This is a genomic window from Pseudomonas sp. UBA3153 (assembly GCF_002364635.1).
GTDB classification, from domain to species: Bacteria; Pseudomonadota; Gammaproteobacteria; order Pseudomonadales; family Pseudomonadaceae; genus Pseudomonas_O; species Pseudomonas_O kuykendallii.
In genome coordinates this window covers 1-14,214 of the sequence record NZ_DEYR01000099.1, presented here as the reverse complement: position 1 = coordinate 14,214, position 14,214 = coordinate 1, and the positions used below count along the sequence as shown (strand labels likewise).

Genomic DNA, 14,214 nt, shown 5'->3' with positions numbered 1-14,214 from the left:
CCGGTAGCAGCGGATTCTTGCCCAGCGACTGGCGGGGCGCCGCCTTGCCCATCGACGAGAGGTCGACACCGGTATCGGATTCCTTGGCCGTGCGCTTGAAGAGTTTCACCTGGGTTCCTCGCAATTCATCCTGAAGTTGCGTCAGTGACTGCCGGAATGGCCAAAACCACCCGCACCGCGCTGGCTTTCGCCGAATTCCTCGACCAGCTCGAAATGCGCCTGCACCACCGGAACCAGCACCAACTGCGCGATCCGCTCGCCGACAGCGATGCTGAAGGCGGTCTGCCCGCGGTTCCAGCACGACACCATCAGCTCGCCCTGGTAATCCGAGTCGATCAGGCCGACCAGGTTGCCTAGCACGATGCCGTGCTTATGGCCGAGCCCCGAGCGCGGCAAGACCAGCGCGGCGAGCCCGGGATCGGCGACATGGATCGCCAGGCCGGTGGGAATCAACAGGGTCTCGCCGGGTTCGAGCACATGCGCCTGCTTGAGCATCGCGCGAAGGTCGAGGCCGGCGGAACCCGGCGTGGCGTAGGTCGGCAGCGGGAATTCGCTGCCCAGGCGTGGATCGAGGATCTTGGCTTGGAGGGCGTGCATCGGTCACTCAGTGCGGTTGAGACGGTCGGCAATGAAGTCGATCAGTTGGCGGGCGATCTTGCCCTTGCTGGTCTGGGCGAAGGCGCTTTGATGGTGCTCGCGATCGATCACGGTGATCGCGTTTTCCTCGCTGTTGAAGCCGATCGTGGGGTTGGCCACGTCGTTGGCGACGATCAGGTCGAGGTTCTTGTCACGCAGCTTGCGCGAGGCGTACTCCAACAGGTTCTCGGTCTCGGCGGCGAAGCCGACGCTGAACGGGCGGTCTGCGCGCTGCGCCAGCGTGGCGAGGATATCCGGGTTGCGCACCAGCTGCAGGAGCAGCCCGTCGCCGCTGGTGGGGTCCTTCTTCAACTTGTGCTGGGCGATCACTTCGGGACGGTAGTCGGCCACCGCGGCGGCGGCGATCAGCAGGTCGCACGGCATCGCAGCCTCGCAGGCCGCGAGCATGTCGCGGGCGCTGACCACGTCGATGCGATTGACCCGGTCCGGCGTCGGCAGATACACCGGTCCGGTGATCAGCGTGACCCGCGCGCCGGCCTCGGCCGCCGCCTCGGCGAGGGCGAAACCCATCCGCCCCGAGCTGTGGTTGGTGATGTAGCGCACCGGATCGATGTTTTCCTGGGTCGGCCCGGCGGTGATCAGTACGTGCACGCCAGACAGCGACAGGCGCTGGAAACAGTCGGCCGCGAGCTGGGCCAGGTCGTCGGCTTCGAGCATGCGGCCCATGCCGACATCCCCACAGGCCTGGCTACCCGACGCCGGACCGAACAGGCGCATGCCGCGCTCCTGCAGCACGCGGGCGTTGGCCTGGGTGGCCTCATCGCGCCACATGGCCTGGTTCATTGCCGGCGCCAGCGCGATCTGCGCGTCGGTAGCCAGCACCAGGGTGGTCAGCAGGTCGTTGGCGACGCCCTGGGCGAGGCGCGCCATCAGGTCGGCGGTGGCCGGTGCAATGAGGATTAGATCGGCCCAGCGCGCCAGCTCGATGTGGCCCATCGCCGCTTCGGCGTCCGGGTCGAGCAGGTCGAGGTGAACGGGGTGGCCGGAAAGGGCCTGGAGGGTCAGCGGCGTGATGAATTCACGTCCGCCCTGGGTCATCACCACCCGGACTTCAGCACCCTGGTCGCGCAGGCGGCGCACCAGTTCGGCACTCTTGTAGGCGGCAATCCCGCCGCCGACGCCCAGGACGATGCGTTTACGATACAGCCGCTGCATAGGCCTGCCTTTTTATAAGTGACCGCGGCCGCCTATGTGCCCAGGCAGGGCGCCGCGCAAAGTTCGGCTAAGATAGCACAGCGCCTGCACCGGAACAGCGGGCCGCGGCTCGACAAGGAGGTGTCATGAGCATTCGCGATTGGCCTGCGGCAGAGCGCCCGCGGGAGAAACTTCTGGACCTGGGCGCCGCGGCTCTGACCGATGCCGAATTGCTGGCGATCTTCCTGCGTACCGGGGTGGTTGGGCAGAGCGCGGTGGACCTGGCACGCCACCTGCTCCGAGACTTCGGCAGCCTGCGCGCGCTGCTCGAAGCCGACCAGGCGTCCTTCAGCCAGCGTCTCGGCCTGGGCCCTGCGAAGTTCGCCCAACTCCAGGCCGTCCTGGAAATGGGCCGTCGCCACCTGGCCGAGGGCCTCAAGCGCGATTCCGCGCTGGAAAGCCCGCAAGCCGTGCGCGACTACCTCAAGGCACGGCTGCGCCACGAACCCCACGAAGTCTTTGCCTGTCTGTTCCTCGACGCCAAGCACCGCGTTCTGGCCTTCGAGGCGCTGTTCCACGGTAGCATCGACAGCGCCAGCGTCTATCCGCGCCAGGTGGTCAAACGTGCCCTCGCGCACAACGCCGCCGCGCTCATCCTCACCCACAACCACCCCTCCGGCGTCGCCGAGCCCAGCCAGGCCGACCGCCAACTGACCCGCCGGCTGACGGACGCGCTGGCCCTGGTGGACGTGCGCGTACTCGACCACTTCATCGTGGGTGATGGCGAACCGCTGTCGATGATGGAGTCTGGGTGGGTTTGATTCGGGCTCTGCACTACCTCCGAAAGCGCACTCGCGCCCCTAATACATACGCTCTTTGCGTAATCACTCGGATTGGTTGTCCTGGATCATATTAAGTCGACAACTTGATTCCACCTTTTTTACATCGTGCTATTAGTTGAATGCCTGTCACACTTTGATGTTGTGTGCAGGATTAGGATGCGTAGCGCGTGAAGTTTGTGTGCAAATAACTGCGCAGTTGGTAAGTGTGCAATAAGTTGCGCAACATGGTCGAAATGGATTTCGCACCTCAGGCGTCATTACGCCGAAATGAAGAGTCAAGGATGACTTATCTAAATAAGTTGAATGCCCACTATCTGGATTTGGCCAAGTCGCCTATTCGCGACGGAGACTTCATCGGCTCCGATGCGCGTTACTCGGCCGAGTACGAACGGCTTGAGAAAGAGCTGAACAAGCCTTCTTCGCCGCACGAGACGGGCATTGTCGACTGGCAGAGAGTCCGTGAGGGCTGTGAATCTCTGCTCGCCTCCCAGTCCAAGGACCTGCGCGTCGCCGCGTGGCTGATCTGGGGCCTGTACAAGCGCGAATCCTTCGCCGGGCTGCACGCCGGACTCGGTCTTTTGAACTACCTGTGTGCGAACCACTGGACGGAACTGTATCCCCGCAAACCGCGAACCCGCGCCGCCGCGGTCAGTTGGCTGGTCCCGCGCCTGGAGCAGGTTTTCGCCGAGCCCATCCCGCTTGTCGAGCAACTCATGCTGTTTCGCGAACTCGCCGAGCAGCTTCGTTCACTGGAGCGTTTGCTGTCCGAGCAGTTGGGCAGTGACGCGCCGCTGTTACTGCCGCTTTGTCGGCGCATGGAGGAGCAGGTCCGGCAGGCGTCCGTCGGCCAGCCGGAGCCGGGAAGCGTCGGGGCCGTTATCGCTCAGGTGAAGCAGGCCGCAAGCCAGATGCTCACTCCCGGCGCGCCAGTAGAGAGCGAAAAGGATGCCCACAAGGGGCTCCGTGCGCTGCAGGAGCAAGCCCGCCCGCTGTGCGCCTATTGGCTAAAGCAGAAGGCCAATGATCTGCGAGCGTTGCGCTTGGCCCGCACCTTGTTGTGGTTACCCATCGAAGGCCTCCCCGAACGCAACGCAGAACAAATGACCACCCTCCGAGGTTTGCCGCAGGACAGGCTTGTCAGCTTTCAGGAGCGTTTCCAGCAAGGTCAATATGCTGATCTGCTGAGTGATCTGGAGGCCAGCCTGGTGCGGGCGCCGTTCTGGCTGGACGGCCAGCACCTCGTCTGGCTGTGCTTGCAGGAGTTGCAAGCGGAGCAGGCCATGCGCGAGGTCGAGATCCAGCTCGCCTTGTTTCTGCAGCGGATGAAGGGCCTGGAAATGTTGCGCTTCCATGACGGCTCGCCATTCGCGGATGCACAAACCCGCGCATGGATCAGCGCCCAAGTGATGCCCCATGTGCAGCCGCCGTCCAGCACAGCCCCTCTTGTCGCCAGTGAGCAGGAGCTTCGGTTGGCGTGGGACGTTGCCCTGCAGGACAACCTGCCACGCCTGCGCAAGGAAGGCCTGAAGTCCGCGGTTCAGGCCCTGAAGCAGGGGTTGGCGAGTGCCCAGGGCGGTCGTGAGCGCTTTTTCTGGCATCTGGCATTGGCGCGTTTGTGTGTTGCCGCAAAAAAGTACGAGCTGGCGAAGACCCAACTCGAATCCCTGGACCAGACACTTCAGGCCGGCGGTTTGTCCGACTGGGAGCCGGATCTCGTGCTCGAGGTCATGCGCCTTCTCTACAGCTGCTGCGAACTACTCCCACAGAACCATGCGGTTCGCGAGCGCAAGGAGGAGGTGCATAGACGACTTTGCCACCTCGATATCGAAGTGGTGCTGGACTGATCGCAAGACTGAACACAAAGGAGAATGAACATGGCCAAAGAAGGCTCGGTAGCACCCAAGGAACGCGTCAACGTCACGTTCAAGCCCGCCGCCGGAGGTGCGCAGGAAGAGATCGAACTGCCGCTCAAACTCATGGTTCTGGGCGACTTCAACCAGCAGCTCGATGAGCGAAAGGTCGAGGACCGTCAACCCATCGGCATCGACAAGAACAACTTCGACGAGGTACTCGCCAAGCAGGAGCTGAGCCTCAGCTTCGGCGTGGCCAATCACCTGCTGGAGGACGCCAGCGATGAAGACCTCGGCGTGCAGTTGCGCATCCACTCCATGAAAGATTTCAATCCGGCCAATCTGGCCGATCAGGTCCCGGAGCTCAAGAAGCTGATGGAGCTTCGTGATGCGCTGGTCGCGCTGAAGGGCCCCTTGGGCAATGCCCCGGCGTTCCGCCGCGCCATCGAAAGTGTGCTGGCCGATGACGTCTCGCGGGAGCGGGTGCTCGGCGAGCTGGGTCTCGCCGCACAAGACAAACTGGATGCTTGAGAACACCTCACAGGGAAGTGGAAACCATGAGCACTAGCGCAGCAACCGTCGACGGCGACAAGAATTTCGCCGAACTCGGTATCCTCGATCGCATCATTGCCGAAACCAAACTCAGCCCTGATGACGAGGCTTACGATATCGCCAAGCGGGGCGTCTCCGCCTTCATCGAAGAGTTGCTCAAGCCGCAGAACGAGCACGAGTCGGTGAAGAAGGCCATGGTCGACCGCATGATCGCGGAGATCGACGCCAAGCTCAGCCGACAGATGGATGAAATCCTTCATCATCCGCAGTTTCAGGCGCTTGAATCCTCGTGGCGGGGACTCAAGCTGCTGGTGGATCGGACCAATTTCCGCGAGAACATCAAGCTGGAGATTCTCAATGTCTCCAAGCAGGACCTGCTCGACGACTTCGAGGACAGCCCTGAGATCGTCCAGTCCGGTCTCTACAAACACATCTACACCGCCGAGTACGGCCAGTTCGGTGGTCAGCCGGTGGCCGCGCTGATTGCCAACTACTTCTTCGATCCGAGCGCGCCGGACGTGAAGACACTGCAGTACGTCGCCAGCGTCGCCTGTATGTCCCATGCCCCCTTCATCGCCTCGGCAGGCCCCAAGTTCTTCGGCCTGGAGAGCTTTACCGGCCTGCCCGACATGAAGGACCTCAAGGATCACTTCGAGGGCCCGCAATTCGCCAAATGGCAGAGCTTCCGGGAGCAGGAGGACTCTCGCTATGTCGGCTTGACGGTGCCCCGTTTCCTGCTGCGCAATCCGTACGACCCTGAAGACAATCCGGTGAAAACCTTCGTCTACCGGGAGAATGTCGCAAACAGCCACGAACATTACCTGTGGGGCAACACCGCCTATACCTTCGCCAGCAGGCTGACCGACAGTTTCGCCAAGTTCCGCTGGTGCCCGAACATCATCGGGCCACAAAGCGGTGGCGCGGTGGAAGACCTTCCGCTTCACCATTTCGAAAGCATGGGCGAGATCGAAACCAAGATACCCACTGAGGTGCTGGTGTCCGATCGGCGCGAGTATGAGTTGGCGGAGGAGGGTTTCATCGCCCTGACGATGCGCAAGGGCAGCGATAACGCGGCGTTTTTCTCCGCCAATTCAGCGCAGAAGCCGAAGTTCTTCGGCATCAGTGAAGAAGGCAAGAATGCCGAGCTGAACTACAAGCTCGGCACGCAGCTGCCTTATCTGTTCATCGTCAACCGCCTGGCTCACTACCTGAAAGTTCTGCAGCGCGAACAGATTGGCGCGTGGAAAGAGCGTACCGACCTTGAGCTGGAATTGAACAAGTGGATTCGGCAGTTCGTTGCGGACCAGGAGAACCCCAGCTCGGAGGTACGAAGCCGGCGACCACTGCGAGCGGCCCAGGTCATCGTCAGCGAAGTCGAGGGCGAGCCTGGCTGGTACCGGGTCAGCTTAAACGTGCGGCCACATTTCAAGTACATGGGCGCCGATTTCACCTTGTCGCTGGTGGGCAAGTTGGACAAGGAATGACGGCGTGTCCTACGGAAGTCTCTTCGAGCGCCTGAACGGTACAGCCCAGTTGCGGAAGGGCTGGAGTCGCGAAGTGGCGGTCATGGCATCGGTGGCTGACCATCTCGGAAAGATGCTCAGTACCCGAACGGGCAGTGTGCAAACGTTGCCCGACTATGGACTTCCCGACCTCAACGACATGGGTCGCTCGTTACACGACTCGTTGCTTCAGGCTCGCACGGCTATCGAGCGTTTCGTCGGCCAGTATGAGCCACGCCTGACGAGCGTGCGGGTTGTGCCTCTGCCCTGTAGGCACGATCCACTCACGCTGTCTTTCACCTTGGACGGTTTGCTGAATATTGATGGGCAGACGCGTCCGATCAGTTTTACCGCACGCCTGGACGGCAGCGGCAAGGTCAGGGTCCAACGTAATAGCTGAGCCATGGATGGCGATGACATGAACTTCATAAAATTATTCTCGGCATTAACTGCCTGGCTTTCGACAGCCGTAGGTGGCTTGGCAACTTTCCAGGCCTGCGTCCATGGTCCGAGTGAGTTATGCAATACATCCGCTCCCCTGTTAGCTGTAGGGAATAGCGGCGATACGTCGGTCTTTCGTTTCGTTCAAATTCTTCAGAGTTCAAACACAGCAATCGATACCTGGCGCCAACAACTTCTTCGCATCGAGAAGTGCTGGGTCAACCCGAGGGAATTCGTATTTCCTCTCTATTCAACCGCACATCCGGTTTCTACGACCCTAACCGATCAGGGCCATGTTCCGTACGCTTTGTATCCCTCGGAAAAGGACTGAAGCGCGATGTCCTTCAACCACTATTACCAGAGCGAACTCACTGCCTTGCGCCAGCTCGGCAAGCGCTTTGCCGACCGCAGCCCGGCGCTGGCGCCTTTCCTTGGGCAGGCGGGGCGCGATCCGGATGTGGAGCGGCTGCTGGAGGGCTTCGCGTTTCTAACCGGGCGTCTTCGACAGAAGCTGGATGACGAACTGCCGGAGCTGACCCATTCGCTGATGCACCTGCTGTGGCCCAACTACATGCGGCCATTGCCTGCGTTCAGCATGGTGCAGTTCGATCCGTTGAAACGTCCGGGACCGGCTGTGTCGGTGCCTCGCAATACGCCGGTGGAATCGCGGCCCATCGAAGGCGTTACTTGCCGTTTCCGTACGGCCTATGCCACCTCGGTGTTCCCGCTGGAACTCACCGGCCTGGATTACTCGGTCAAGGGCGGTGGCGCGCTGCTCAGTTTGCGCGTCGAAATGTGCGCGGACGGTCATTTGGGCGAGATCGCACTGTCCAGCCTGCGTCTGCATTTGTGCGGTGACCGCTACATCAGCCAGTTGCTGTATTTGGGTTTACTGCGTCATCTCGAAGGCATTCAGCTGGTCTTCCTCGACGCCGAACACAGGCCACTGGAAGACGATCATAGCCAGATGCTGTCGCCGCTGTCGCTGAATGCCAGCCAGGTACAGGCAGTAGGTTTCTCCGAAAGCGAGGCGCTGGTTCCCTATCCGCTGAATACCTTTCGCGGCTACCGCTATCTGCAGGAGTACTTCGCGTTTCAGGACAAATTCCTGTTTCTCGACCTGCTCGGTCTAGAACGGCTCAACCCTCTGCTGGGAGAGCGGATTGGCGAGGCGCGCGGCTTCGAGGTGCGCTTCGATATTCGCCAGGCGGGTGTGCAGCGCATCAGGCCGACGCTGGACAATGTGCGCCTGCACTGCACGCCGGTGGTCAACCTCTTTCAGCACGATGCCATTCCGATTCGCCTGGATGGCAAGCAGGATCAGTACCTGCTGCTACCTGCAGAACTCGATTCCAGGCATTGCGGCGTCTTCTCGGTGGATCGGGTGACCGGTTGGAAGCCCGGAGGGATGGGCTATCAGGAGTACGTTGCGTTCGAGTCCTTCGAGCACGATCCGAGTTTCGACGTGCCGCTGGCGCGCCCACATTACAGCGTCCGGCAGCAACCATCGTTGCTCGGCGATGGTCTGGAAACCTATCTCAGCTTCGGCCTGCGCGACCTCGACCAGCACGAAACGCTCTCCGTAGAGCTGACGTGTACCAATCAGAACCTGCCGAGCCAGCTACGAGCGGGCGACATCTGCCTGCCCAGCGAGGACACACCGGAGTTCCTGACGTTTCGAAACATCGGCAGCGTGACCTCGAGCTACGCCCCGCCCGTGCATCGAGACTTTCTCTGGAAGTTGATCAGCAACCTGTCGCTCAACTACCTGTCGCTGACGAATGTCGAGGCGCTGAAGGTGATCCTCGAGACTTATGACCTGCCGCGTCACTATGACCAGCAGGCAGAAAAGGTCAGCCGGCGTCTGCTGGGAGGGCTAGAGGCGATCAGCCATCAGCATGTCGATCGATTGCTGCGGGGCGTGCCGGTGCGCGGAGTACGCACGGAGCTGGTGATGAATCCCGACGGCTATCTGGGCGAGGGCGATCTGTTCCTTTTCGCCTCGGTGCTCAACGAGTTCCTGGCGCTGTACGCCAGTCTCAATTCGTACCACGAGCTGCACGTACGCAGTACACAAGGAGAGGTGTACCGATGGACGCCACGCATGGGGCAGCAGCCCCTGCTTTGAGCCGGCTGAGCCGCGGCATTCGAGAGTACAGCCTGTTCCAGGGTGTGCTGCTGGTGCTCGATCGGCTACGGGCCGCCTATCCCGATCTGGACGAGGAGGGGCTGTACGCCCGGCTTGAGTTTCAAGCCAACCCGAGCCTCGGCTTTCCGGGTAGCGATATCGACCAGCTGCAGTTCTTCGAGGAGGGCGGGGAGCTACGTGCGCGGCTGCGCATCAATCTGATCGGACTTTGCGGTGCCGGATCTCCCTTACCGACGTTCTACGCCGATCAGGCGCTGGGCGATGGCGATGAGGGAAATCCGACGCGCGCGTTTCTCGACCTCTTCAATGGACGTCTGCAACGCCTGCTGTTGCCGATCTGGCGCAAGTACCGTTATCGCGCGGGGTTCCGGCCGGGCGCCACTGACGCCTTCTCCGCGCATCTGTTCGCGCTCATCGGTCTGGGCGGCGAGACCATTCGCGGCGCATCCGAACTCAACTTGAAGCGGCTGCTTCCCTATCTCGGTCTGCTCAGCCTGCGCGCGCATTCCGCCGCGTTGATCGAATCGGTCCTGCGGTACTACTTCAAGCATGCCGAGCTGTTCATCGAACAGTGCATCGAGCGCCAGGTGACGATTTTGGGCGAACAGCTCAACCGGCTCGGTCTGGCGAACAGCGGTTTGGGTGAAAGCCTGGTGTTGGGTGAGCGGGTCCGGGATCGCGGTGGAAAATTCCGTATTCACATCCGCCAGCTGGGTTGGCAGCGCTTCCACGAGTTCCTGCCCATAGGCACGGGCTATCAACCGCTCTGCGCGCTGGCGCGTTTCACTCTGCGCGATCCGCTGGCCTACGACATTCGTCTGCAGTTGCGTCAGGACGAAATACGCGAGCTGCGTCTGGGTGCCGATAACCCCTGCCGGCTGGGTTGGACCAGTTGGCTCGGGAGTCGGCGGGCGGATGGTCTGGTGACCTTGAGCAGCCAATCTCACTGAGGACAGCGAGATGATCAACGTCGATCTGCAACGACTGGTGCTGGCATTGGATGCCGAAAGCAAACGCGACCTGGAGCGCGCGGCCGAGCGGTGCGTCTCACGCGGAGGTAGCAGGATTCTGCTGGAGGATTTGCTCCTCGGCCTGCTGGAGCGCAGCGATGGCTTGCTGATGCGGGCATTGCAGGATGCCGGCGTCGAACCCGGAGCACTGGCGGCCACGCTGCAACCGCGCGCAGAGCGTAGCGAATCGCTCAATCCGGTCTTTTCCGGCGAACTGGTGCAGTGGCTGCAGGATTCGCTGCTCATGGCCAACCTCGAACTCGGCAGGACTCAGATCGACCAGGCGGCGTTGCTTCTCGCGCTGCTGTGCAACCCGCTGCGTTATGCCGTCAGCCAATTCCAGCCCTTGCTGGCGAGGTTGGACGTGCAGCGCCTGCGAGAGTTTGCCCGCGCCGGGCAGGCGTCCGATCCCATGGAGCAGGTGCCCGCTGGCCAGACCAATCTGCAGCGCTTCACTCATAACTTTACCCAGCAGGCGCGGGACGGGAAGCTCGATCCGGTGCTTTGCCGGGATTCCGCGATTCGCCAGATGATCGACATCCTCGCGCGGCGACGGAAGAACAATCCGATCGTGGTCGGCGAAGCCGGCGTCGGCAAGACCGCCGTGGTCGAAGGCCTGGCGTTGCGCATCGTTCGAGGTGACGTGCCGGAAGCCCTCGCGGGCGTCGAGCTGCTCTGTCTTGACCTTGGATTGCTGCAGGCGGGCGCGAGTATCAAGGGTGAGTTCGAGCGCCGCCTGCAGGGGGTTATCGATGAGGTGAAGGTGGCGCTCAAACCGACCATCCTCTTCATCGACGAGGCGCACAGCCTGATCGGGGCGGGTGGCCAGGCGGGCAGCAACGATGCGGCGAATCTGCTGAAGCCGGCGCTGGCGCGGGGCGAGCTTCGCACCATCGCGGCGACCACCTGGAGCGAATACAAGAAATACTTCGAGAAAGACCCGGCGCTGGCTCGGCGCTTCCAGCCGGTGCAGCTGCATGAGCCCAGCGTGAGCGAGGCGGTGACCATCCTTCGCGGTCTGGCGCCGGTCTATCAGCGCAGTCATGGCATTTACCTGCGTGACGATGCGGTGGTCGCTGCCGCCGAGCTTTCCGCTCGCTACCTATCGGGTCGGCAGTTGCCTGACAAGGCCGTGGACGTCCTCGATACCGCCTGCGCGCGTGTTCGCATCAGTCTGTCCACGGCGCCGGAAGCGCTGGAGCGCTTGCGTGGCGAAATTGCCGAAGGTGTCCGTCAGGCGCATGCCCTGCGGCGTGACCTGCGCGCCGGTTTGGCGGTCGACGAGCCTGCCTTGGCAGAGCTGGAGGCGCGTCTTGTCGAGGCCGAAGACGAATGCCGGCAGGTGGAGTCGCGCTGGCAGCACCAGCGCCTGCTGGCGCAGCGGCTGCTCGAGCTGCGGCAGCAGCAGGCTACCGCGGACTCGGCATCGTCGACGGGGATAGAGACGGCGTTGCGTGAAGTCCAGGCCGAGCTGGCCGCGGAGCAAGCGCAGTCACGTCTGGTCAGCCACGAGGTCTGCCCACGACTGGTTGCCGAGGTGATCAGCCACTGGACCGGCGTACCGCTGTCGCAGTTGGCGCGTGAATACAACGCCCGCCTGATGAGTTTCGCCGCCGATCTGCGTAAGCGCGTGCGTGGTCAGGAACAGGCGGTGGATGCGCTGGATCGTGCGATGCGAGCAGCGGCGGTCGGGCTGAATCGGGCCGATGCTCCGGTGGGCGTCTTCCTTCTCGTCGGCCCGAGTGGTGTCGGCAAAACCGAAACGGCACTGGCGCTCGCCGAGCTGCTGTATGGCGGCGAGCGATTTCTCACCACCCTGAACATGTCCGAGTTTCAGGAGCGGCACAGCATTTCCCGGCTGATCGGGTCGCCACCGGGTTATGTCGGCTACGGGGAAGGCGGCGTACTGACAGAGGCGGTGAGGCAGAAACCTTACTCGGTGATTCTTCTCGATGAAGTGGAGAAGGCCGATCCGGACGTTCTCAATCTGTTCTACCACATTTTCGACAAGGGCCTTGCGAACGACGGTGAAGGGCGCGAGATCGATTTCCGCAACACGCTGATCCTGATGACTTCCAACCTCGCCAGCGAGCGAATCGCCACGCTGTGTGGGGACCGTCGACCTGACATCCAGGAACTGCAGGAGGCCATCCGTCCGGCTCTCTCCCACCATTTCAAGCCTGCGTTGCTGGCGCGTATCTGCGTGGTGCCCTACTACCCGGTGAGCGGCGAGGTACTGCGTGAGCTGGTCGAGATGAAGCTGGCCCGTTTCGTCGAGCGCTTGCGGCGGCGCAACCTGGGGCTCAGCTATACCGACGCGCTGCTCACGCGCATCACCGAACGCTGTGCGCAGGGCGATAGCGGTGCTCGTCTGATAGACCGGCTGATCGAAAGCGACCTGCAGCCCATGATCGTTGACCGCTTGCTGGGCGCGATGGCTGGCGGAGAGCCACTGCGGCACGTGCACGCCACGCTGGACGGCGAAGGAGCGATGGTCTGTGAGTTCGCCTGAAGCCTCTTCCATGTTCCGCCATGTGCCGCAGCCGCTGCATTACGCAGAAAGGCTGCTTCGGCATTTTGCCGGGTTGTCGCATGCCTTGAGTGCCGAGGTGCTGCTCGGAATGTTGGTCGAGTCTGCCGCCCAGCTTTCTGGCTGCGAGCTGAGCCAGCTGTTCCTCTTGGACGCGACCCATACCCGACTCACACTCTGCGCCGAATGGCTTGACGGTGTTCTGCAGCCCCGGGAAGCGGCGAGCCTGCCGAGCGACTACGAAGGCGAGCAGTTGTTGCAGTATTGCCTGTGCCAGAACCGGGCGCTCAGCCTTGCAACGCTGGACAGCACCCTGCACGAGACTTCCTTCCTGCCCCTTCGGGCGAACCCCTGGCGAAGTTTGTTGTGCATGCCGCTGCGGGATGAACGAGCCAGTGTCTGCGGGCTGTTGCTTTGCGCCAGCCAGCGCGCGGTCGATCTGCAAGGGTTTGCCGACTCGCTGGGCAATCTGGGGACCTTCGCGGTCACCCAGCTGCATTTGTTGCAGCGGCTACGCGGGCTTGCGGATGAAGTGGGCGAGGTGCCTACGCCTATGCCCTGCGCCAGTGGCTACGGCCTGATCGGTGAAAGCCCTGGAATGCGCGCCGTTTACCGATTGGTCGGCAAGGTGCTGCACAGCCCGGTGAACGTGTTGCTGACGGGGGAAACGGGTACCGGCAAGGAGCTGGTCGCACGGGCCATCCACCAATGCGGGTTGCGGCGCAGCCGGGCATTTGTGGTCCAGAACTGCGCGTCGCTGCCTGAGAGCTTGTTGGAGAGCGAGCTGTTCGGTTATCGGAAAGGGGCTTTTACCGGGGCTGATCGTGATCGCCAGGGGCTGTTCGATGCTGCTGACGGCGGCACGCTGTTCCTCGACGAGATCGGTGATATGCCGCTTTCCCTGCAGGGCAAGCTGCTTCGCGTGCTGCAGGAGGGTGAGGTGCGCCCCCTGGGCTCGACGAAGACCCACCGTGTCGATGTGCGTATCGTTGCCGCCACCCACCGTGATTTGCGCGCGCTGGTGGAGGCAGGACAGTTTCGCGAAGACCTGTTCTATCGCCTGGCGCATTTCCCCATCGAGCTACCTGCGCTTCGCGAGCGTGCCGGTGACATTCCGCGCCTGGCCAGGCATTTCGCCGACAACGCCGCGCACCTCCTGCAGCGTGACGCCTGTCGCTGGTCCGCCGATGCGCTGAGCCAGCTGAGTGCTTATGCATTCCCCGGCAACGTGCGCGAACTGAAGGGGCTGGTAGAGCGCGCCGTGCTGTTGTGTGAAGGCGGTGAACTGCTGCCCGAGCACTTCGATTTACGCCAGGAACGCATCATTTCCAGTGGAAAAACGCAGAACCTGCGTGAGCGTATGGAGCAGATCGAGCGGGGCCTGTTGCTGGAGTGCCTGCGCAAGAACCGTGGTAATCAGAGCAGGGCGGCGCGCGATCTCGGTTTGCCGAGGCGCACGCTGCTGTACCGGATGGATCGCCTGAACATTGGTGCTGGCGATGTCTGATCTCACCGGCAACAGCGTTTTCGCAGCGGCCAACACCGCG

At 62.3% G+C, this 14,214-nt stretch carries 11 protein-coding genes; 9 read left to right on the top strand and 2 right to left on the bottom strand.

The window, feature by feature from the left end; genetic code table 11:
- Window positions 1–141 precede the first annotated feature (141 nt).
- Both dut and coaBC read right to left on the bottom strand, forming a co-directional pair.
- A complete protein-coding gene (dut, locus tag B2X67_RS20270; RefSeq protein ID WP_090231497.1) occupies window positions 142–597 on the bottom strand; it encodes a dUTP diphosphatase in 456 nt (151 codons plus the stop codon).
- A 3-nt stretch (window positions 598–600) separates the two neighbouring features.
- On the bottom strand, window positions 601–1,812 hold the full coding sequence (coaBC, locus tag B2X67_RS20265; protein ID WP_090231498.1) for a bifunctional phosphopantothenoylcysteine decarboxylase/phosphopantothenate--cysteine ligase CoaBC: 1,212 nt from the start codon (window positions 1,810–1,812) through the stop codon (window positions 601–603).
- A gap of 125 nt (window positions 1,813–1,937) precedes the next feature.
- Between coaBC and radC the strand changes: the two genes are divergently transcribed.
- The 9 genes from radC (at window position 1,938) to B2X67_RS20220 (ending at window position 14,174) form a co-directional block, all read left to right on the top strand.
- Window positions 1,938–2,612, top strand: coding sequence for a RadC family protein (radC, locus tag B2X67_RS20260; protein WP_286786603.1), 675 nt, complete (start codon window positions 1,938–1,940; stop codon window positions 2,610–2,612).
- Between the two features lie 302 nt (window positions 2,613–2,914).
- Window positions 2,915–4,477 carry a type VI secretion system protein TssA gene (tssA, locus tag B2X67_RS20255; RefSeq protein ID WP_286786602.1) on the top strand — a complete coding sequence of 521 codons (1,563 nt, stop codon included), beginning with the start codon at window positions 2,915–2,917 and terminating at the stop codon, window positions 4,475–4,477.
- 30 nt (window positions 4,478–4,507) lie between these two features.
- Window positions 4,508–5,014, top strand: a complete 507-nt coding sequence (gene tssB, locus B2X67_RS20250; RefSeq protein ID WP_286786601.1) for a type VI secretion system contractile sheath small subunit — start codon at window positions 4,508–4,510, stop codon at window positions 5,012–5,014.
- A gap of 26 nt (window positions 5,015–5,040) precedes the next feature.
- Entirely contained in the window at window positions 5,041–6,519 is a 1,479-nt protein-coding gene (gene tssC / locus B2X67_RS20245) for a type VI secretion system contractile sheath large subunit (RefSeq protein WP_286786612.1), read from the top strand.
- Window positions 6,520–6,523: 4 nt separating this feature from the next.
- The gene (gene tssE, locus B2X67_RS20240) at window positions 6,524–6,937 is read left to right on the top strand and encodes a type VI secretion system baseplate subunit TssE (RefSeq protein ID WP_286786600.1); all 414 of its coding nucleotides are present in this window, start codon (window positions 6,524–6,526) and stop codon (window positions 6,935–6,937) included.
- A 378-nt stretch (window positions 6,938–7,315) separates the two neighbouring features.
- Window positions 7,316–9,106, top strand: coding sequence for a type VI secretion system baseplate subunit TssF (gene tssF / locus B2X67_RS20235; RefSeq protein ID WP_286786599.1), 1,791 nt, complete (start codon window positions 7,316–7,318; stop codon window positions 9,104–9,106).
- On the top strand, window positions 9,070–10,077 hold the full coding sequence (tssG, locus tag B2X67_RS20230; RefSeq protein WP_286786598.1) for a type VI secretion system baseplate subunit TssG: 1,008 nt from the start codon (window positions 9,070–9,072) through the stop codon (window positions 10,075–10,077). The genes tssF and tssG overlap by 37 nt, the downstream gene beginning before the upstream one ends.
- Before the next feature lie 10 nt (window positions 10,078–10,087).
- Window positions 10,088–12,649: a type VI secretion system ATPase TssH gene (gene tssH, locus B2X67_RS20225; RefSeq protein ID WP_286786597.1), complete on the top strand. Its 2,562-nt coding sequence runs from the start codon at window positions 10,088–10,090 to the stop codon at window positions 12,647–12,649.
- A gap of 10 nt (window positions 12,650–12,659) precedes the next feature.
- The gene (locus tag B2X67_RS20220) at window positions 12,660–14,174 is read left to right on the top strand and encodes a sigma-54 interaction domain-containing protein (protein WP_286786611.1); all 1,515 of its coding nucleotides are present in this window, start codon (window positions 12,660–12,662) and stop codon (window positions 14,172–14,174) included.
- The last annotated feature ends 40 nt before the right edge of the window (window positions 14,175–14,214 follow it).